Source organism: Variovorax sp. 10N432, assembly GCF_056394465.1.
On sequence record NZ_JBFTHX010000006.1, the window covers coordinates 37,212 to 56,053 of the forward strand.

General features: G+C 66.5%; 19 protein-coding genes. 17 read left to right on the forward strand and 2 right to left on the reverse strand.

Annotated elements, in window-relative coordinates; all coding sequences use genetic code 11:
* Positions 1–39: 39 nt before the first annotated feature.
* Genes AC1DF3_RS09235 through AC1DF3_RS09280 form a run of 10 tightly spaced genes read left to right on the forward strand, consistent with a single transcriptional unit; the run spans position 40 to position 12,359 of the window.
* Complete coding sequence (locus AC1DF3_RS09235) at positions 40–987, forward strand: carbohydrate ABC transporter permease (protein ID WP_478139440.1); 948 nt, start codon at positions 40–42, stop codon at positions 985–987.
* Positions 988–1,018: 31 nt separating this feature from the next.
* On the forward strand, positions 1,019–1,831 hold the full coding sequence (locus AC1DF3_RS09240; protein WP_286520478.1) for a carbohydrate ABC transporter permease: 813 nt from the start codon (positions 1,019–1,021) through the stop codon (positions 1,829–1,831).
* A 13-nt stretch (positions 1,832–1,844) separates the two neighbouring features.
* Complete coding sequence (locus tag AC1DF3_RS09245; protein WP_478139441.1) at positions 1,845–2,906, forward strand: ABC transporter ATP-binding protein; 1,062 nt, start codon at positions 1,845–1,847, stop codon at positions 2,904–2,906.
* Positions 2,907–2,925: 19 nt separating this feature from the next.
* Positions 2,926–4,404 (forward strand): glycoside hydrolase family 5 protein, encoded by a 1,479-nt coding sequence (locus AC1DF3_RS09250; protein ID WP_478139442.1) that lies wholly within the window; start codon positions 2,926–2,928, stop codon positions 4,402–4,404.
* Positions 4,404–5,501: a Gfo/Idh/MocA family protein gene (locus AC1DF3_RS09255; RefSeq protein WP_286530957.1), complete on the forward strand. Its 1,098-nt coding sequence runs from the start codon at positions 4,404–4,406 to the stop codon at positions 5,499–5,501. The genes AC1DF3_RS09250 and AC1DF3_RS09255 overlap by 1 nt, the downstream gene beginning before the upstream one ends.
* 33 nt (positions 5,502–5,534) lie before the next feature.
* Positions 5,535–6,176, forward strand: a complete 642-nt coding sequence (locus tag AC1DF3_RS09260; RefSeq protein WP_478139443.1) for a ThuA domain-containing protein — start codon at positions 5,535–5,537, stop codon at positions 6,174–6,176.
* Positions 6,173–8,587, forward strand: coding sequence for a glycoside hydrolase family 3 N-terminal domain-containing protein (locus tag AC1DF3_RS09265; protein ID WP_478139444.1), 2,415 nt, complete (start codon positions 6,173–6,175; stop codon positions 8,585–8,587). The genes AC1DF3_RS09260 and AC1DF3_RS09265 overlap by 4 nt, the downstream gene beginning before the upstream one ends.
* 10 nt (positions 8,588–8,597) lie before the next feature.
* Complete coding sequence (locus AC1DF3_RS09270; RefSeq protein ID WP_478139445.1) at positions 8,598–9,782, forward strand: fumarylacetoacetate hydrolase family protein; 1,185 nt, start codon at positions 8,598–8,600, stop codon at positions 9,780–9,782.
* A 31-nt stretch (positions 9,783–9,813) separates the two neighbouring features.
* A complete protein-coding gene (xylB, locus tag AC1DF3_RS09275; protein ID WP_478139446.1) occupies positions 9,814–10,578 on the forward strand; it encodes a D-xylose 1-dehydrogenase in 765 nt (254 codons plus the stop codon).
* Complete coding sequence (locus AC1DF3_RS09280; RefSeq protein WP_478139447.1) at positions 10,563–12,359, forward strand: IlvD/Edd family dehydratase; 1,797 nt, start codon at positions 10,563–10,565, stop codon at positions 12,357–12,359. Before xylB ends, AC1DF3_RS09280 begins: the two co-directional genes overlap by 16 nt.
* On the opposite strand, the gene AC1DF3_RS09285 is transcribed toward AC1DF3_RS09280, so the two are convergent.
* The gene (locus tag AC1DF3_RS09285; RefSeq protein WP_286530962.1) at positions 12,353–12,934 is read right to left on the reverse strand and encodes a hypothetical protein; all 582 of its coding nucleotides are present in this window, start codon (positions 12,932–12,934) and stop codon (positions 12,353–12,355) included. The two genes, AC1DF3_RS09280 and AC1DF3_RS09285, sit on opposite strands and share 7 nt — an antisense overlap.
* 302 nt (positions 12,935–13,236) lie before the next feature.
* Between AC1DF3_RS09285 and AC1DF3_RS09290 the strand changes: the two genes are divergently transcribed.
* The 6 genes from AC1DF3_RS09290 (at position 13,237) to AC1DF3_RS09315 (ending at position 17,096) form a co-directional block, all read left to right on the forward strand.
* On the forward strand, positions 13,237–13,575 hold the full coding sequence (locus tag AC1DF3_RS09290; protein WP_286530963.1) for a hypothetical protein: 339 nt from the start codon (positions 13,237–13,239) through the stop codon (positions 13,573–13,575).
* A gap of 63 nt (positions 13,576–13,638) precedes the next feature.
* Complete coding sequence (locus AC1DF3_RS09295) at positions 13,639–13,953, forward strand: ArsR/SmtB family transcription factor (protein ID WP_478139448.1); 315 nt, start codon at positions 13,639–13,641, stop codon at positions 13,951–13,953.
* 2 nt (positions 13,954–13,955) lie between these two features.
* Positions 13,956–14,420 (forward strand): SRPBCC family protein, encoded by a 465-nt coding sequence (locus AC1DF3_RS09300; RefSeq protein WP_478139449.1) that lies wholly within the window; start codon positions 13,956–13,958, stop codon positions 14,418–14,420.
* A gap of 14 nt (positions 14,421–14,434) precedes the next feature.
* Entirely contained in the window at positions 14,435–14,851 is a 417-nt protein-coding gene (locus AC1DF3_RS09305) for a GFA family protein (RefSeq protein WP_286530966.1), read from the forward strand.
* Positions 14,852–14,908: 57 nt separating this feature from the next.
* Complete coding sequence (locus AC1DF3_RS09310; protein WP_286530967.1) at positions 14,909–15,544, forward strand: FABP family protein; 636 nt, start codon at positions 14,909–14,911, stop codon at positions 15,542–15,544.
* Between the two features lie 91 nt (positions 15,545–15,635).
* Positions 15,636–17,096 carry a flavin-containing monooxygenase gene (locus AC1DF3_RS09315; protein WP_478139450.1) on the forward strand — a complete coding sequence of 487 codons (1,461 nt, stop codon included), beginning with the start codon at positions 15,636–15,638 and terminating at the stop codon, positions 17,094–17,096.
* Between the two features lie 13 nt (positions 17,097–17,109).
* Here the strand turns inward: AC1DF3_RS09315 and AC1DF3_RS09320 are convergent, their stop codons facing one another.
* Positions 17,110–17,373 carry a hypothetical protein gene (locus tag AC1DF3_RS09320; protein ID WP_478139451.1) on the reverse strand — a complete coding sequence of 88 codons (264 nt, stop codon included), beginning with the start codon at positions 17,371–17,373 and terminating at the stop codon, positions 17,110–17,112.
* Positions 17,374–17,522: 149 nt separating this feature from the next.
* On the opposite strand from AC1DF3_RS09320, the gene AC1DF3_RS09325 reads away from it, so the two are divergent.
* Entirely contained in the window at positions 17,523–18,842 is a 1,320-nt protein-coding gene (locus tag AC1DF3_RS09325; RefSeq protein ID WP_478139452.1) for a lytic murein transglycosylase, read from the forward strand.

Genomic DNA, 18,842 nt, shown 5'->3' on the forward strand with positions numbered 1-18,842 from the left:
CGCCGGCACTAGAAGCGCGCAGACAGGGAAGGGACCATCGTGACGACGATCGAACACAGCGCAGGTGCCGTGGCGCCTGCCCCGACGGGCAAGGCGCGGGCCTGGCGACGCAAGCCATCCAGGCGAGTCGGCGGAACGACGGCAGTGGTGCTGTTCTTTCTTCCGCCGGCGATCCTGCTGTTCACGTTGTTCGTCGCCTTGCCGATGGGCGCGGCCGGCTGGTACAGCTTCTTCAACTGGAACGGCTATGGCGTTCCCACGAATTTCGTCGGCTTCCGGAACTTCGTGGACCTGTTCCAGAACCCTGCATTCCACACGGCCCTCGGCAACAACCTGCTGATCATCGTCGGGTCCCTGGCGGTGCAGCTGCCCTTGGCGCTGGCCATGGCGGTATTGCTCGCCGACCGGGTGATCGGCACGACCACCTTCAGGCTGATCTTCTTCCTGCCCTACATCCTGGCGGAGATCGCGGCCGGCCTGATCTGGCGTTTCGTCTACGACGGCGACTACGGCCTCTTGGCCAAGATCTGGGAGTCGTTCGGAGCGACCGCACCCTACGTGCTGTCCGAACCCGAGCTCGCGATGTACGCCATCCTGATCGTCGTGATCTGGAAGTACTTCGGCTTCCACATGATCCTGTACATCGCCGGATTGCAGCAGATCGATCGCAGCCTTTACGAGGCCGCCCGCATCGACGGCGCATCGCGCTGGCAGATCTTCAGCCGCATCACGGTGCCGTTGCTGGGCTCGACGATCAGGCTGTCGGTGTTCTTCGCGATCCTCGGCTCGATCCAGCTCTTCGATCTCATCATGCCGCTGACCAAGGGCGGTCCGTCCGACAGCACGCAGACCATGGTGACCTTCCTCTACAACTACGGTGTCACGCGCATGGAGATCGGATTCGGCAGTGCCGTCGGCGTTGTCCTGTTCCTCATCTGCGTGGTCTTCGCCTTTGGCTACAAGCGGGTCCTGATGCGCCATGACTAGTCACGATTCATCCGCGCCGAAGTCCGCGTCCATGTCGCCGGTCGTCCGCTACGCGGCGCTGTTCCTCGTCGCCGGGCTGGTGCTGATCCCGCTCGTCGCCACCGTGCTGGGCGGCTTCAAGACCCTCGGCGACCTGCGCGTCAATCCCTTCGGATTTCCGGCCCAATGGGAATGGCGAAACTACTGGGACATCCTGGGCGGCAGCCGCTACTGGCAACTGATGGGGAACTCCGCCGTGATCGCGGTGCTGACGGTCATCCTGACGGTGATGGTCTCGGCGATGGCGGCGTTCGTGTTCGTGCACATCCAGTTCTTCGGCTCGGCCTTCCTCGTCAACTACCTGCTTCTCGGATTGATGTTCCCGGCGGCGACCGCGATTCTGCCGCTCTTCATCCAGATCCGGGACCTGGGCCTGCTCGACAACTACTGGGGCGTCGTCCTGCCGCAGGTCGCCTTCGGCCTGGCGTCGAGCATCCTGCTGTTCCGCAACTACTTCAAGCAACTGCCGGCGGAGCTGTTCGAGGCGGCACTGATCGACGGCTGCGGCTACTTCAGGTTCTTCTGGCACATCGTGCTGCCGCTGTCGAGGCCCATCCTGGCGACGGTGGCGGTGATCGTCTTCGTGCACAGCTGGAATTCGTACCTGCTGCCCCTGGTGGTCTTCAACCGCGAGACGCTCTACACCTGGCCGCTCGGAATCATGGCGTACCAGGGCGAGTTCTCGACCGACTGGAATCTCGTGCTGGCATTCATCACGCTCACGATCCTTCCGGCCGTGATCATGTTCTTTGCGGCGCAAAAACATATCGTCGCCGGCCTGACCTCCGGCTCTGTCAAAGGCTGAGAAGGATCAACCCATGTCTTCGGTGAGTATCAGAAGAGTCCAGAAGGACTATGGCCCGGTGCCCGTCATCCGCGGCGTCGATGTCGAGATCGACGACGGCGAGTTCGTGATCCTCGTCGGCCCTTCCGGCTGCGGCAAGTCGACCTTGCTGCGGATGATCGCCGGGCTCGAGGACATTTCGGGCGGCGAGATCCGCATCGGCGAGCGGCTGGTCAATGACCTCGCGCCGAAGGAGCGCGACATCGCGATGGTGTTCCAGAGCTACGCGCTCTATCCGCACATGACGGTCGAGCAGAACATGGCCTTCTCGCTCAAGATGGGCGGCGCCAAGAAGAGCGAGATCGACCCGAAGGTCGCGCGGGCGGCGAAGATCCTCAGCCTCGAGCCGCTGCTGGGCCGCCTGCCGAAGGAACTCTCGGGCGGCCAGCGCCAGCGCGTCGCGATGGGCCGGGCGATCGTTCGCGACCCCAAGGTGTTTCTCTTCGACGAGCCGCTGTCCAACCTCGACGCCAAGCTCCGGGTGCAGATGCGCACCGAGATCAAGGCGCTGCACCAGCGCCTCGGAACAACCATCGTCTACGTCACCCACGACCAGGTCGAGGCCATGACGATGGCCGACAAGATCGTGGTCCTGCATGACGGCGTCGTCGAGCAGGTGGGTGCCCCACTCGACCTCTACGACCGTCCGGCCAACCTCTTCGTCGCCGGCTTCATTGGCAGCCCCGCGATGAACCTGCTCAAAGGCAAGGTCGAGCGCGAAGGCTTCGTGGTCGATGGCTCGGGTGGCCTCACGCTGCCCTTTGCCAATGCACCGACCGCGACGCCGGGACTGCCGGCGGTCTATGGCGTCCGGCCCGAGCACTTCAAGCTCGACGACGCCGGCTTCCCGATCATGGTGGAGGTGGTCGAGCCGACCGGCTCCGAGACGCAGGTGATGGCGCAGATCGGCGGACAGGCCATCTGCGCGGTGTTCCGCGAGCGCATCACCGCCGGGCCCGGCGAAGTCATCCACATTGCCGCGCAGCGCGAACACGCGCATCTGTTCGATGCGGCGACCGAGCAACGAATCAACTGATGCAACAGGAGCAGAACCAATGGATTTTCTGAGCGTAAAGGCCAACCAGATCGTCGACGCCCGAGGCAAGAGCGTGCGGCTGCGCGGCACCTGTGTCGGCGGCTGGATGAACATGGAGGACTTCATCAACGGGTTCTCCGGCGCGGAGCACACGCTGCGCTTCGAGATGGCCGAGGTCCTGGGCAAGTCGAAGGCCGAATTCTTCTTCGAGCGGTTCCACGATCACTTCTTCAACGAATCCGACATCGAATACCTCAAGAGCCTCGGCACCACGGTGGTCAGGCTGCCGCTGAACTACCGGCACTTCGAGGACGACAGCAAGCCCTTCGTCTACAAGGAAACCGGCTTCCAGCGGCTGACGCAGGTGCTCCGCTGGTGCGAAAAGCACGGCCTCTACGCCATCCTCGACCTGCACGCCGTCCAGGGCTGGCAGAACGTGCATTGGCATTCGGACAATGCCAACAGGCACAGCCTGTTCTGGAACCACGCGCACTACCAGGACCGGTTCATCGCCCTGTGGAAGGAGATTGCCCGGCGCTACAAGGACGAGGCCGTCGTCGCGGGATTCAACCTGATGAACGAGCCCTGCGTGAACAACCAGTTCGGCGACCTGCCGTGGAACATCCACAAGAACTACCGGCCGGACTGGGACTTGATGAACACCGTCTATCGGCGGGCCGTCGACGCGGTGCGGGAGATCGATCCCCGCCACATCATCTTTCTGGAGGGCGATCGCTACTCCTACCTCTTCGATGGCCTGGAAGCCCCTTTCGCGGACAACCTCGTCTACAGCAGCCACAACTACACCATCGCCGGCTTCGGCCCCGGTCAGTATCCCGGGACGATCGATGCGGGACAGCCCCGAAGCGATGGCCCCGAGCACTGGGACCTGGCACGGCAAGAGCTCGAGTTCACGAACCACGAAGGCACCGTGTTCACGAAGAAGCACGGCGCTCCCTTGTGGGTCGGCGAGTTCGGGTCGGTCTACAACGGCGGCGATGCAGAGGTGCCCGACCGCCTGCGCGCGATGGACGACCAGATCGGCATCTTCGAGCGCCATGGCGCGCACTGGACCACCTGGACCTACAAGGACGTCGGCGTGATGGGGCTGGTGACCCTCGACCCCGAGTCGGAGTACCAGCAGCGGGTCGGTGACTTCATCCGGAAGAAAGTTCAGCTGGGCGCCGATGACTGGATGGTGTGGATGCCTCCGACGGCGGTCAAGCAGGAAACCGGAAAGCTGGCGCAGCAGATCTACGACGTCATCGGCGACGACAGCATCACCCAGGTCTACAACCGCAAGTGCTTCAGCTCGGCGGTGCTCTGCTTCTACACCAGCGCCCTGATGCAGCAGACCTACGCCCGCCTGTTCAAGGACTTGTCCGAATCGCAGATCGATCGGGTTCTCTCGTCGTTCTCGCTGAAGCAGTGCAAGGTGAACAACGAGCTCGCCGGCATCGTGAAGAAGTACTCCGCCTTCCCGGTGCAGGAGCACTGATGGACAAGGTCGGAATCGGCTTCATCGGCTGCGGGAACATCAGCGAGGCCTACCTGAAGGCCGCGGCGAAGTTCCCCATCCTCGACATTCGCGGCGTCGCCGACCTGAAGCCGGAGGCGGCGCAGGCGCGTGCCTCGCAGTTCGGGCTCGAGGCCGTTTCGGTCGATGCGCTGCTGCGCGACCCGGCGATCGAGATCATCGTGAACCTGACGATCCCGGCGGCGCACGTCGAGGTCGGGCTGATGGCGATCGCCGCCGGCAAGCACGTGCATTCCGAGAAGCCGTTGGGCCTCACGACAGCCCACGCAAGAACGCTGCTAGAAGCCGCCGACAAGCGTGGTCTTCGCGTCGGCTGTGCGCCCGACACCTTCCTCGGTGGCGCGCACCAGACCTGTCGCAAGCTCGTCGACGAAGGCGCCATCGGCAAGCCGGTGGCGGGCACGGCGACCTTCATGTGTCCGGGTCACGAGCGCTGGCATCCGAATCCTGCCTTCTACTATGCCGAGGGCGGCGGGCCGATGCTCGACATGGGGCCGTACTACATCACGGCGCTGGTCAACCTCATCGGACCCGTCGCACGGGTTTCGGGGTCGACCTCGCGTGTGCGCAGCGAGCGCCTCATCACCAGCGAGCCCCTCAAGGGCACGAAGATCGACGTGGAAGTGGCCACCCATGTCGCCGGCACGATGGAGTTCGCGTCGGGCGCCATCGTGTCGATCGCCACCAGCTTCGACGTTCCGAAGCACCGGCATGTGCCGATCGAGCTCTACGGCACCGAGGCCAGCATGATCGTGCCCGATCCGAACCACTTCGGCGGCACGATCCAGCTCGCGCAGGCCGGGCAGGAGTGGGTCGACCAGCCCATCGGGCATGCCTACGGAGACGGCAACTACCGAAGCATTGGCGTGGCCGACATGGCGCATGCGATCCGCGCCGATCGGCCGCACCGCGCGTCCGGCGAACTGGCCCTTCATGTCCTCGAAGTGATGGAGGCATTCGAGACTTCATCGCGACTCGGGCGCCACGTGAGCATCGAGACCCGGCCGGAGCGGCCGCAGATCTTGCCGACCGCCTTCTCGGCAGGCGGCCTCGGCTGAACCCGTCAACGAATTGAACAGAGAGGCAACTCAATGCGCGAAGCCATGATCGTGTGGGGCGGCTGGATGGGGCACGAGCCCGACCAGGCGGCGAAGATCGTCTCGGACATGTTGACCGAGCAAGGCTTCAAGGTCCGTGTCGAAACCTCGACAAAGGCGTTCGCGGACCCGGCCATCGCGGATCTGAGCCTGATCGTCCCGATCATCACGATGTCGAAGATCGAGAAGGACGAACTGGCCAACCTGACCAGTGCAGTGCGCGAAGGCGTCGGCCTTGCAGGCTTCCATGGCGGGATGTGCGATGCCTTTCGCGACGCTGTCGACTACCAGTTCATGACGGGCGGCCAGTGGGTCGCCCATCCCGGCAACGTCATCGACTTCCGCGTCAACATCGCCAGGCCGGACGATCCCGTGACGGCCGGCATCGGCGACTTCGACTATCGCTCGGAGCAGTACTACATGCACGTCGACCCTTCGAACGAAGTGCTTGCGACGACGACGTTCACTGGCGAACACGCGCCGTGGATCGATGGCGTGGTGATGCCGGTGGCATGGAAGCGCCGGCACGGAAAGGGGCGGGTGTTCTACAGCGCGCTCGGCCATGTCGCCAGCGAGTTCCAGGTACCCCAGATGCGCACGATCCTCGAGCGCGGAATGCTCTGGGCGGCGCGATGACCTCTTCCACGCCCCTCTACAAGGACCCGGCGCAGCCGCTGGCGGCGCGTGTGGACGACCTGCTCGGACGCATGACGCTCGAGGAAAAGATCGCCCAGATGCACGCCTTCTGGCTGATCCTGTCCGAGAGCGGCGACCACCGGGTGCGCCCCGGAGAAGCTTTCGTCGTCGCCAGCGACGCCGATTCGGTGCTGCGGCGCCTGGCCAACGGCATCGGACAGATCACCCGGCCCTTGGGCACGCGCAGCGTCGAGGCAGGCAGCGGATTGCGCGCGCTCAACAAGTTGCAGCGCTATCTGCGCAACGAGACGCGGCTGGGCATTCCCGCGATTTCGCATGAAGAGTGCCTCGCCGGCATGATGACCCGCGACGGCACGCTGTTCCCGTCTCCGCTCGCCCTCGGCGCGACCTGGAATCCCGTGCTCGTCGAGCAAGTGGCAGAGAGGATCGGCTTTGAATGCCGCGAGCTGGGGTGCCAGCAAGGACTGGCGCCCGTCCTCGACGTTTCGCGCGATGTACGTTGGGGGCGCACCGAGGAAACCTTCGGCGAGGACCCGTATCTCGTCGGCGTCATGGCGACGCGCTACGTTCGCGGCGTCCAGGGCCCCCGGCGGGATGTGCTCGCGACGCTGAAGCACTACGCGGGTCATTCGTTCAGCGAGGGCGCACGCAACCATGCGCCGGTGCATGTCGGCTGGCGCGAGCTGAACGACACCTTCCTGCTTCCCTTCGAGATGGCCGTGAAGCAGGCCAACGCCGGCTCGGTGATGCCGGCCTACCACGACATCGACGGCGAGCCGGCGCATTGCTCGCACCACCTGCTGACCGAGGTGCTGCGCGAGCAATGGGGCTTCGACGGCCTGGTGGTGGCCGACTACGTGGGCGTCAGCCTGCTCTACCAGCACCACGCGGTGGCCGCGGATGCGACCGAAGCCGCGGCCCTGGCCTTCAATGCGGGGCTGGATGTCGAGCTGCCCGCGGACGATTGCGCGCAGCACCTCGCCGCGGCGATCGAGCGCGGCCTGATCACGTTGGCGACCGTCGATCGCATCGTCTCCCGGGTCCTCACGGAGAAGTTCCGGCTGGGACTGTTCGAGAAGACCTTCGAGGACGCCGCAGCGGCGCCCGCGCTGCGCACGCCCGAAGTCGTTGCGACGGCCCTCGAAGCCGCCCGCCAGGCGATCGTGGTGCTGGACAACCGGGGTGGCGTGCTGCCGCTCGATCCGGCCGCCGCTCCCCGCGTCGCCGTCATCGGCCCCACTGCCGACGATCCATTGGCCATGCTCAGCGGCTACAGCTATCCCGCGCATGTCGTGCTGCACAACCAGGTCGAAGACACCGGTCACATCGTGACGCCGCTGCAGGGCCTGCAGGCGATCTACGGTGCGGGCAATGTGCGCTACGCAAAGGGCTGTTCGATCATCGAGGTCCGCCAGAAGGGGACGCCGGTGTTCCCGGGCGACGTGCGCGCAGAAGGCATCAAGCCCACCTCGCCGGTTTCGCTTCGCACCGATCAGATCCCCGAAGCGGTCGATGCCGCCCGCGATGCCGACGTCGCCTTCGTCTGCGTCGGCGACCTCGCGGGCCTTTTCCAGACGGGCACGATCGGGGAGGGCTCCGATGCCGATTCGCTCGACCTGCCCGGCGTGCAGCAGCAGTTGCTCCAAGCCGTCGTCGATACCGGCACGCCGACCGTTGTCGTGCTGACCAGCGGGCGCCCCTACAACCTCGGCGGTTTGGAAGATCGCGTCGCAGCCTTCGTGATGGCCTTTGCCGGCGGCCAGCAGGGCGGCACCGCGATCGCCGAGGTCCTGTCGGGCCGCGCCGAGGCCACCGGCAGGCTGACCGTCTCGGTGCCGCACAACGTCGGCGCCATGCCCTACTACTACAACCACAAGTTCAAGAGCGGAGGCACGCCGATTGCCCTGCACTTCGGCAGCCGGTATCCCTTCGGCCATGGCCTGAGCTATACGCGCTTCGAGTACCGCAACCTGGACGTGCCCCTTTCGGCGGTCTCCATCGAAGACGGAGAGATCGTTCTGAGCTTCGACGTCGCCAACACCGGATCCCGAAAGGGCGTGGAGATCCCGCAGCTGTACGTGCGCGATCGCCTGGCCAGCGTCGTGCGGCCCGTGCGCGAATTGAAGGCCTTCGGCCGGGTGGAACTGGGCGCGGGCGACGTGGCCCGGGTGACCTTCCGCGTCCCGGTGGACATGCTGGCCTTCACCGGCATGGCCGGTGCGCGAATCATCGAGCCGGGCGCGTTCGAGCTGGGGATCGGCGCATCGAGCGCCGACATCCGGCTGCGTGCGGAGATCGATGTAGGCGGCAGCACGCGCACGCTCGAACGGAACTGGCGCATGGAAAGCAGCTGCGAGATCCATCCGCTCTCCCTGGCAACCCCCCTCTAGTCCCCTCCCAATGCAACCGAACCTCCATTCATCCTTTCTTCCCACCGACGCTTCCGGCGCCTTGCTCGTTGGCCGGGTCTGGCGTGCAGGCCCAATCAATGGACCTTGCGTCGTGGTGGTTCGAGCGGGCCAGGTGGTGGACATCACTGCCTCGGCGCCCACCGTGTCCGACCTTCTCGAGCGGGATGACCTCCTGGAATTCATCCGCAACTGCCCAGGGGAGCCCCTGGGCGAGGCCGCCGGGTGGCTCGACAAGACCATGACGGCGTCGGGAAAGCCTGGCGCCGAGAAGCTCCTGGCACCGTGCGACCTGCAAGCCATCAAGGCATGCGGCGTCACCTTCGCCGTCAGCCTGCTGGAGCGCGTCATCGAGGAGCAGGCCGGCGGCGACGCCACCAAGGCCGTGCAGATCCGGCACGAGCTTCAACGCACCATCGGGTCGGACTTGTCGGCCATTCGCCCCGGTTCGCCCGAGGCGGAAACGCTCAAGCACGAACTCATCCGTCAGGGCACGTGGTCCCAGTACATGGAAGTCGGGATCGGTCCCGATGCCGAAGTGTTCTCCAAGGCGCAGCCCATGTCCGCGGTCGGGTTCGGCGATGACGTCGGGTTGCATCCGAGTTCGTCATGGAACAACCCCGAGCCCGAGATCGTGCTGGCGGTCAACAGCCGCGCGCAGATCGTCGGCGCCACGCTGGGCAACGACGTGAATCTCCGCGACGTCGAAGGCCGCAGTGCCCTGCTGCTGGGCAAGGCCAAGGACAACAACGGCTCCTGCGCGATCGGACCGTTCCTGCGCCTGTTCGACGACGAGTTCACGCTGGACACCATCCGCGCAGCCACCGTGGGCCTGGTCATCGAAGGGCAGGACGATGGCTTCCGGCTCGAAGGAACCAGCCGCATGGCCGAGATCAGCCGCGACCCCGCCGACCTGGTGCGCCAGACCTGCGGCGCGCACCACCAGTATCCGGACGGCTTCTTCCTGTTCCTCGGCACCATGTTCTCTCCCATCCAGGACCGGGGTGACGAAGGCAAGGGGTTCACGCACCGCCTCGGCGACCGCGTGACGATCTCGACGCCTTCGCTGGGCGCCCTGGTCAATCGAGTGCAGCGCTCCGACGCCATCGCGCCCTGGACCTTCGGCGTCCGGGCGCTCTACCGGAACCTGTCCTCCCGCGGCATCGCCGCTTCCTGAGGCACGACCCGATCAACAAAAGGACCCATCCATGTCTGCCATCTATCCGAGCCTCGCCGGCAAGCGAGTCGTCATCACCGGCGGGGGCTCCGGCATCGGCGCGGCCATGGTCGAGGCATTCGCTCGACAAGGTGCCCAGGTGTTCTTTCTCGACATTGCCGACGCCGATGGCCGTGCACTTCAAGCGAAGCTGGCAGATGCGGCGCAGCCGCCTGTCTTTCACCGCTGCGATCTGACCGAGTTGGACGGGGTCCGGGCGACCTTCGCGGCGATCGAGGCATCGGGCGGGCCCATCGACGTCCTCGTCAACAACGCGGCAAACGACGACCGGCATGAGATCGGTGCGGTGACGACGGACTACTGGGACCAGCGGATCGCGGTCAACCTGAGGCATCAGTTCTTCTGCGCACAAGCTGTTTCGGGCGGCATGCGCGCGGCCGGGGGCGGCGTGATCCTGAATCTCGGGTCCATCTCCTGGCATCTTGCGCTGCCCAGCTTGTCGATCTACATGACCGCCAAGGCCGGCATCGAGGGCCTGACGAAAGGGTTGGCACGCGACCTGGGCGGATTCAACATCCGCGTCAACTGCATCGTTCCGGGCGCGGTGCGGACGCCCCGCCAGATGAAGCTCTGGCAATCGCCTGAAAGCGAGGCGCAGGTCGTGGCGGCGCAGTGCCTGCAGCAACGGATCGATCCGGCGCATGTCGCGGCGATGGCGCTTTTTCTGGCATCGGACGATGCCGCGCGATGCTCCGGTCGCGAGTACTACGTCGACGCAGGATGGCACGGCGCATGACCGAAGGCACCCGCACCGCTCGCCGGTTCCGATCGCAGGACTGGTTCGCCAACCCCGATCACATCGACATGACGGCGCTCTATCTCGAACGCTTCATGAACTACGGCATCACGCCGGCGGAACTGCGCTCCGGCAGACCCATCATCGGGATCGCGCAATCCGGAAGCGACCTGAATCCGTGCAATCGCGTTCATCTCGAATTGGCCAGGCGCGTGCGCGATGGCATCCGCGACGCCGGGGGCATCCCGATGGAATTCCCGGTCCACCCGACCTTCGAGAACTGCCGGCGGCCGACGGCGGCCATCGACCGCAACCTGGCCTACATGGCGCTGGTCGAGATCCTGCACGGCTACCCGATCGACGCCGTCGTGCTGACCACGGGCTGCGACAAGTCGACGCCGTCCCAGGTCATGGCCGCGGCGACCGTGGACATTCCCACCATCGTGCTGTCGGGCGGCCCGATGCTGGACGGCTGGTTCGAAGGTGAACTCGTGGGCTCCGGGGCGGCGATCTGGAAGAGCCGGAAGCTGCTGGCGGCCGGCCAGATCGACGAAGCGAAGTTCATGGACATCGCCACGGCGTCGGCGCCTTCGGTGGGGCACTGCAACACCATGGGAACCGCGTCGACCATGAATGCGCTGGCGGAGGCGCTGGGGCTGTCATTGACCGGCTGTGCCGCGATTCCGGCGCCCTACCGCGAACGAGGGCAGATCGCCTACGAGACCGGTCGCCGCATCGTCGAACTGGCCTTCGAGGACAGGCGGCCCTCTTCGATCCTCACGCGGGATGCGTTTCTCGACGCGATCGTCGTCAACGCCGCGATCGGCGGGTCCACCAATGCGCAACCGCACCTCATGGCCATGGCGCGCCATGCCGGCGTGGACCTGCGTCCGAGCGACTGGACCGAGTTCGGCTTCGACGTGCCGCTGCTGCTGAACATGCAGCCGGCGGGCAAGTACCTGGGCGAGGCCTTTCATCGCGCGGGCGGCGTGCCGGCCGTGATGTGGGAGCTGCAGCAGGCGGGCATGCTGCGCAGCGCGCGCCCCACTGTCACCGGCATGACGATGCAACAGAATCTCGAAGGCCGGCAAAGCGTGAACCGGGAGGTGATCCGCGAGTTCGCACATCCTCTCAAGAGCCAGGCCGGTTTTCTCGTTCTCAGCGGCAATCTGTTCGACTTCGCGATCATGAAGACGAGCGTGATCTCCGCGGAATTCAGAGCGCGCTACCTGAGCCATCCGGGCGCCGAGGGGCGGTTCGAATGCCGGGCCATCGTCTTCGAGGACTCGGACGACTATCACGCACGAATCAACGACCCGGCGCTCGCCGTCGACGAGAACTGCATCCTCGTGATACGCGGCGCGGGGCCTGTGGGCTGGCCCGGCTCGGCCGAGGTCGTGAACATGCAGCCGCCGGATGCGCTGCTCAAGCGTGGCATCACGAGCCTTCCCACGTTGGGAGACGGGCGGCAGTCGGGGACGTCGGACAGTCCGTCGATTCTCAACGCGTCACCCGAGAGTGCCATCGGCGGCGGGCTGGCGTACCTGCGCACGGGTGACGTCGTCCGCATCGACCTCTCCGCCGGTCAATGCAACATGCTGGTGTCCGACGAGGAGATCGCGCGCCGCAAGGACGAAGGGACGCCGTCGATCCGGCCGAGCCAGACGCCCTGGCAGGAGATCTATCGCGCGACGGTCGGACAACTCGAGTCGGGCGCCTGCATGGAGTTGGCGATCAAGTACCGCGGCGTGGCCGACACCCCGCCTCGCCACAATCATTGAGGCGGCTTGGGGCTGTCGTCGGTGGCGCCCGCGTTCTTCGCGGCTTCGCCTTCGAAGCGGCCGATGATGTCGGTCACGAAGTGCTCCGAGAACCCGGCGACGAAGGACCAGAAGACGAGCTTGGCGTATTCCGTGAAATCCGCGCCGTGGTGGCACAGGAGAATCCGGAAGTGCGGCGCGTCGCAGCCTTCGCGGGTCGACGGGTCGGCCGCGAAATGCGGGAACAGCGGGCTCGAGACCAGTCCGGACAGGAAGATCACGTAGAGCAGCATCGCGAGCACGCCGCCGATCAGCGGCGGCAGGCAGATCTGGACCCACGAATTCGCGAGCACCCGCAGGTCCTCCACCGTCAACTCCTTCAGCCTGCGTTGAAGGCCGATGAAGCCGCCGATCGTGCCCGAGAGGATGACGGCCGCCGAGGTGGCCCAGTTGGTACTGATCAGGACGACCACCGCGACGACCACGATGGCCGCCAGCGCCATCACCGCAAAGAAGAGGCGTCGCGATACGGCGACGATCAGCGCACCTGTCTCGGAGAGGAGGGTGGCCGTCGGGGTGGGTACTTCGGCAGGCATGGCGTCTCTCTCCTTGCGTTGCGACCGCGGAACCAATATAGCGCGAGGGAGGCGCCGCCGGAGTCTGGCAATTTTTACGTAGACAGCCGTTGGTGCGCTGCCTAGACTTCCTTTCGATCTCTGCCAATGAACACTCTCATCATGTCCCCGCATCTGTCGATTCCCAGTCTTCGCACCTTCGTTGCCTTCGAGCAGCGCGGTCGAATCAAGCGGGGCGGATAGCCCTCTTTCAGTTCGACAGGCGCCCCCCTCAAAGGCAACGAGTTCAGCTCGTTGCCTTTTTTCATTTCCGGACCTGGATCATGTTCAAACTCGATTCCTTGAAATGGTGGTTGGACCCCGTCTTCGCAGCAGTGCTATGCGGCACCTGCCTGGCCGGCTGCGACCTCGCGCCCAGCGTCTTGTTCGTGGCCGATGGAAGCCCGGTTCGCCTGCTGCAATTGACCGACGCCCACGACGGTTGCCCGGCACCGCGCCGGGTCTGCTTCCTGTCCACCTGGGACGGCGAGACGACCCGTGGCTGCTGGGTGCGGGAGGCGGGCAGCGTCCGGGTCTCCCTGCCTCATGAAGAGCAGAGCGTGCCGGTGGCCAACTTCCGGCCGACCGCGTACGCCGAGTTCCGCCGCGTGTCGTTGGACTAGGCGCCAGGGCTTGACATGCAGGTATTTACCTGCATATCATCGCCCCACGCACTCACACGACGAATGGACGCTGACAAGGTTTTCAAGGCACTGGGCGACCCGACTCGCAGAAAGCTGCTCGACCTGCTCTACGAGAAGAACGGCCAGACGCTGGGCGAGCTCTGCGAGCACCTGGACATGGCGCGGCAATCCGCCGCGCAGCACATCGGGCTGCTCGAGGAAGCCAATCTGGTCAGTACCGTGCGGCGTGGCCGGGAGAAGCTGCATTTCATCAACCCGGTGCCGCTGCACGAGGTCTACGAGCGGTGGGTGCGCAAATTCGAACGCCGGCGGCTCGGCCTGCTGCACGACCTGAAGAAGGAACTCGAAGGAGATTGACCATGAGCAAAGAAAAGACCAGCTTCGTCTATGTGACCTACATCCGTTCGACGCCCGAAAAGGTGTTCGAGGCCATCACCCGGCCGGAGATCGCGCGGCGCTACTGGGGCCACGAGAACGTGTCCGACTGGAAGCCCGGTTCGACCTGGGAGCACGTGCGCGCCAACGAGCAGCGCACAGTCAACGTGCTGGGCAAGGTGGTCGAGATCGCGCCGCCGACGCGGCTGGTCATCACCTGGGCGAGCCCCGCGCAAGCCGACGACCCGGCCAGCTACAGCCGGGTGCGCTTCGACGTCGAGGCATACCAGGACATGGTGCGGCTGACCGTCACCCACGACGAACTCGAAGCCGGCAGCGGGATGGCCAAGGGCATCCAGCAGGGCTGGCCGATCGTTCTTTCCAGCCTCAAGTCCCTGTTGGAGACGGGGCAGGGCATCGATGTCTTCGCCAAGCCGCTGGCGGCCTGAACAAGGAGTCGACCATGACCCAGCCCTACACCGGCGGCTGCGCGTGCGGCGCGATCCGCTACGCCACCGCGCACGCGCCGATCTTCCAGAACCACTGCCAATGCCGCGACTGCCAGCGGCGCAGCGGCACCGGGCACGGCTCCTACCTGACCTTTCCCGCGCGGGCCGAGATGTCGATCACCGGCGAGGCGACGCTGTGGGAGGTCGCGGGCGACAGCGGCAACATGAAGCTCCACGCCTTCTGCCCGGTCTGCGGCACGCCGGTCTATTTGCGCTTCGCCGCCATGCCGGACCTGATTGCGGTCCCCGCGGCCAGCCTGGACGAACCGGCCCGCTTCGCGCCGCAGGTGCTCACCTACGGCGTGCGCGGGCTGGCCTGGGATGCCATCGACCCTGCGCTCCAGGCTTTCGAGCGGATGCCTCCAGGCTAGGCGGACGACGGTGCTGCCTTGCTACATTTGGCGGGCTTCACTCTTCCAACTGCCCCCATGTCCGAATTCCCCTCCGATATCTACACCGAGCCTTCCGACCTCGACGGCCACACGCTTGCCAACCTCGGGCCCCTGCGCCGGATGGCGGGGCTGTGGCGCGGCGAGAAGGGCGTCGACGTCAAGCCCAAGGCCCAGGGCCCGAAGACCCAGGTCTATGTCGAGCACTACGAACTGCAGCCGATCGACCCCCAGACCAACGGCCCGCAGGTGCTCTACGGACTGCGCTACCACACCTACATCCACAAGCCCGGCCTGACCAAGATGTACCACGACCAGGTCGGCTACTGGCTGTGGGAGCCCGCCACCAGCACCGTGATGCTCACCTTGGCGATTCCGCGCGGGCAGATCGCCATGGCCAGCGGCAAGGTGGCCGCCGACGCGGACCGCTTCGAACTCGTGGCCACGCACGGCAGCCTGGTGAACGGCATCGTGTCGAATCCGTTCATCGAGCATGCATTCACCACGCTCGAGTGGCGCATCGAGGTCGCCTTCCATGCCGACGGCACCTGGTCGTACGACCAGGACACCGTGATGCAGATCCAGGGGCTGTCCGAACCCTTCCACCACACGGACCGCAACACGCTCACGAAGACCGGCGAGCCCTCGCCGAATCCCCTGGCCGTGCAGGCATGAAGAGAGCGGTGGGCGACCCCGGGTAAGCGAGGCTGCCCCGGCCCGGGTGTCGACGCACAATCATCGGCCAAGTCACAAGGAGGCCCTTGTCATGACCGACGAGTTCGTCGACGTGCTGGTGGTCGGCGCCGGCATCTCGGGCATCGGCGCCGGCTGCCACCTCCAGAAGCTCTGCCCGGAGCGCAGCTTCGCCATCGTCGAGGCCCGCCCTTCGCTGGGCGGCACCTGGGACCTGTTCCGCTACCCCGGCGTGCGTTCGGATTCCGACATGCACACGCTCGGCTATTCGTTCCGGCCCTGGACCGACCCCAAGGCCATCGCCGATGGGCCGACGATCCTGAACTACCTGCGCGAGACGGCGCGCGAACACGGGCTCGAGCCGAAGATCCGCTTCGGCCAGCAGGTCGTGCGCGCCGACTGGTCTTCGCCGGATGCGCAGTGGACGGTCGAGCTCCGGCCCGCAGACGGTGGCGGCAGCGCGCGCATCCGTTGCGGCTTCCTGTTCATGTGCAGCGGCTACTACGACTACGCGGCCGGCCACCAGCCCGACTTCCCGGGACGCGAGCGCTTCGGCGGGCGGCTGGTCCATCCGCAGCACTGGCCCGCCGACCTCGACTACGCGGGCAAGAAGATCGTCGTCATCGGCAGCGGCGCCACCGCCGTGACGCTGGTGCCGGCGCTGGCCGACAAGGCGGCGCACGTGACGATGCTGCAGCGCTCGCCGACCTGGATGGTGGCCCGTCCGTCGGTCGATCCGGTCGGCATGCGGTTGCGGCGGCGCCTGCCGCTGCGGCTGGCGCTGCAGCTCACGCGCTGGAAAAACGTGCTGCTGGGCATGTACGTGTTCCGGCTCAGCCGGCGCAACCCGCAGCGCATGCGCCAGCTGCTGCTGGGCGGCGTCCGCCATGCACTCGGTCCGGAGGCCGACATCGCGACCCATTTCACGCCGCGCTACAACCCCTGGGAACAGCGCCTGTGCCTGGTGCCGGACGGCGATTTCTTCCGGGCCATCAACGCCGGTCGCGCCTCGGTCGTGACCGACCACATCGCGTCGTTGACCGAGACCGGGATCGCGCTGCGCTCGGGCGCCACCCTCGACGCCGACATCATCGTCAGCGCCACCGGCCTCCAGCTCGCCATGCTCGGCCACGCGGCGCTGTACGTCGACGGCGAGCGGGTGGAGCCTTCGCGCACGGTCAACTACAAGGGCCTGATGTACAGCGGCGTGCCGAATATGGCCAATACCTTCGGCTACACCAATGCCTCATGGACGCTCAAGGCCGACCTGACCGCGCAGTATGTGTGCCGGCTGCTCAACCACATGCGCAAGACCGGCGCGCGCATCTGCCGGCCCCCGGCCGACCCGGACACGGCGCTGCTGCCGTGGGTGGATTTCTCATCGGGCTACTTCGAGCGGGCCGCCGGCCAGCTGCCCAAGCAAGGCTCGGCCAAGCCCTGGAAGCTCAACCAGAACTACCTGAGCGACCTGGTCGCCATGCGCTTCGGCGCGGTCGACGACGGGGTGCTGCAGTTCACGTACGGGGCGCGCTGAGCGCAACCACGCTTCAGGCGCTCGAGCGCTCGGCCGCGCGGCGCAACTGGTCGAGCCGCGCCGCTTCCTCGGCGTCGCGCAGGCTCTTCGCCGCCCTGGCCGCCGCGTACTGCACGTACAGCACCTCGATGGCTTCGGTCCAGCGCTGCAGGCTCGCCTTGTCTTCGGCTTCGGCGTCGTGGTCTTTCGGATGCGTGTCCGGATGCCGCTCGGGGAACGCGGGAACGGTCACGCCTGCCTTGCGAAGGATGGCTTCTTTTTGGTCGATGGTCAGCATGTCTGTCTCCAGCAAACATTGTTCCAACCCCCGCGCGTCATAACTGGCGATGACGGCTATTTCACGGGGTCGTTCTGGTTCTCAGATGGGGGCGCGCGGGCGAGTCCGCAAGGCCGCGACGGACGCCGGCGCAGGTGAAAATGGCCCGGATGCATCGACACCCTCTCCCCCTGCCGCGCCTTCGAGGCCTTGCCGCCATGGCGCTGGCCGCTGCCGTCCTGGCGGGTTGCGCCTCCGCGCCGCCGACCGCCGCGCCAGCGCCCGCCCGGCCGGCCCCGGCGGCCCGTCCCCCTGCGCCTGCGCCCGCGGCCCAGCCCTCGGGCGCCGGGGCGGACGAGCTGTCGCTCCAGCAGGGCTTCGCGCGCTGGGTCGCGGATTTCCGCAGCAGCGCGCGCGCTGCCGGCATCGGCGATGCGACCTTGCAGGCCGCCTTCGGCGACGTGCAGTACCTGCCGCGCGTCGTCGAGCTGGACCGCGCCCAGCCCGAGTTCACGCGCACGGTCTGGGACTACCTCGACAACACCGTGACGGCCCAGCGCGTCGCGCTCGGCAAGGACAAGCTGATGCAGGTCCGCGTCGAAGCCGACGCGGCGGCGGCGCGCTACGGCGTCCCGTCCGCAGTGGTCGTCGCGATCTGGGGCATGGAGAGCAATTTCGGCGGCAACTACGGCAGCACGCCGACCATCGATGCGCTGGCGACCCTGGGCTTCGAGGGCCGCCGCGAGGACTGGGCGCGTCGCGAACTGCTGGCGGCGCTGAAGATCCTCGAGCGCGGCGACATCGACCGCGAGCACATGATCGGCTCCTGGGCCGGCGCCATGGGGCAGACGCAATTCCTGCCGTCGAACTTCCTCGCCTACGCGGTCGACGCCGACGGCGACGGCCGGCGCGACATCTGGGGCAGCATGGCCGACGTCACGGCCTCGACCGCCAATTTCCTGGCCCGTTCGGGCTGGCAGTCAGGCCAGCCGTGGGGCGTCGAAGTCCAGCTGCCGCCCGGCTTCGATTTCGGCCGCGCCGACAGCAGCGTTCGCCAGTCCAGCGCCCAGTGGGCAGCCGAGGGCGTGCGCAGCATGGACGGCAAGCCGCTGCCGGCGTTCGCCGACGGCATGGTCCTGCTGCCCGCGGGTGCGCGCGGGCCGGCCTTCCTGGTGGGGCCGAATTTCCGCGCCATCCTGCGCTACAACAACTCGACCAGCTACGCGCTGGCGGTCGGCCTGCTGTCGCAGCGCCTGACCGACGGGCCGGGCGTGCAGGCGCCCTGGCCGCGCGACCTGGCGGCGCTGTCGCGCAGCCAGTTGCTCGAACTCCAGACCGCGCTGAACCAGCGCGGCTTCGCCAGCGGCACGCCCGACGGCATGATGGGGCCGGCCACCCGCGAAGGCATTCGCCAGTACCAGCGCAGCATCGGCCAGCCCGCCGACGGCTACCCCAGCGCGGCCTTGCTGGAGCCCCTCCGGGCGCCATAG

Excerpts from the sequence above, each read along its gene's own strand:
- AC1DF3_RS09240 (WP_286520478.1), top strand. The coding sequence starts at position 1,019 with ATGTCGCCGGTCGTCCGCTACGCGGCGCTGTTCCTCGTCGCCGGGCTG.
- AC1DF3_RS09245 (WP_478139441.1), top strand. The coding sequence starts at position 1,845 with ATGTCTTCGGTGAGTATCAGAAGAGTCCAGAAGGACTATGGCCCGGTG.
- AC1DF3_RS09250 (WP_478139442.1), top strand. The coding sequence starts at position 2,926 with ATGGATTTTCTGAGCGTAAAGGCCAACCAGATCGTCGACGCCCGAGGC.
- AC1DF3_RS09255 (WP_286530957.1), top strand. The coding sequence starts at position 4,404 with ATGGACAAGGTCGGAATCGGCTTCATCGGCTGCGGGAACATCAGCGAG.
- AC1DF3_RS09260 (WP_478139443.1), top strand. The coding sequence starts at position 5,535 with ATGCGCGAAGCCATGATCGTGTGGGGCGGCTGGATGGGGCACGAGCCC.
- AC1DF3_RS09265 (WP_478139444.1), top strand. The coding sequence starts at position 6,173 with ATGACCTCTTCCACGCCCCTCTACAAGGACCCGGCGCAGCCGCTGGCG.
- AC1DF3_RS09270 (WP_478139445.1), top strand. The coding sequence starts at position 8,598 with ATGCAACCGAACCTCCATTCATCCTTTCTTCCCACCGACGCTTCCGGC.
- xylB (WP_478139446.1), top strand. The coding sequence starts at position 9,814 with ATGTCTGCCATCTATCCGAGCCTCGCCGGCAAGCGAGTCGTCATCACC.
- AC1DF3_RS09280 (WP_478139447.1), top strand. The coding sequence starts at position 10,563 with ATGGCACGGCGCATGACCGAAGGCACCCGCACCGCTCGCCGGTTCCGA.
- AC1DF3_RS09285 (WP_286530962.1), bottom strand. The coding sequence starts at position 12,934 with ATGCCTGCCGAAGTACCCACCCCGACGGCCACCCTCCTCTCCGAGACA.
- AC1DF3_RS09290 (WP_286530963.1), top strand. The coding sequence starts at position 13,237 with ATGTTCAAACTCGATTCCTTGAAATGGTGGTTGGACCCCGTCTTCGCA.
- AC1DF3_RS09295 (WP_478139448.1), top strand. The coding sequence starts at position 13,639 with ATGGACGCTGACAAGGTTTTCAAGGCACTGGGCGACCCGACTCGCAGA.
- AC1DF3_RS09300 (WP_478139449.1), top strand. The coding sequence starts at position 13,956 with ATGAGCAAAGAAAAGACCAGCTTCGTCTATGTGACCTACATCCGTTCG.
- AC1DF3_RS09305 (WP_286530966.1), top strand. The coding sequence starts at position 14,435 with ATGACCCAGCCCTACACCGGCGGCTGCGCGTGCGGCGCGATCCGCTAC.
- AC1DF3_RS09310 (WP_286530967.1), top strand. The coding sequence starts at position 14,909 with ATGTCCGAATTCCCCTCCGATATCTACACCGAGCCTTCCGACCTCGAC.
- AC1DF3_RS09315 (WP_478139450.1), top strand. The coding sequence starts at position 15,636 with ATGACCGACGAGTTCGTCGACGTGCTGGTGGTCGGCGCCGGCATCTCG.
- AC1DF3_RS09320 (WP_478139451.1), bottom strand. The coding sequence starts at position 17,373 with ATGCTGACCATCGACCAAAAAGAAGCCATCCTTCGCAAGGCAGGCGTG.
- AC1DF3_RS09325 (WP_478139452.1), top strand. The coding sequence starts at position 17,523 with ATGCATCGACACCCTCTCCCCCTGCCGCGCCTTCGAGGCCTTGCCGCC.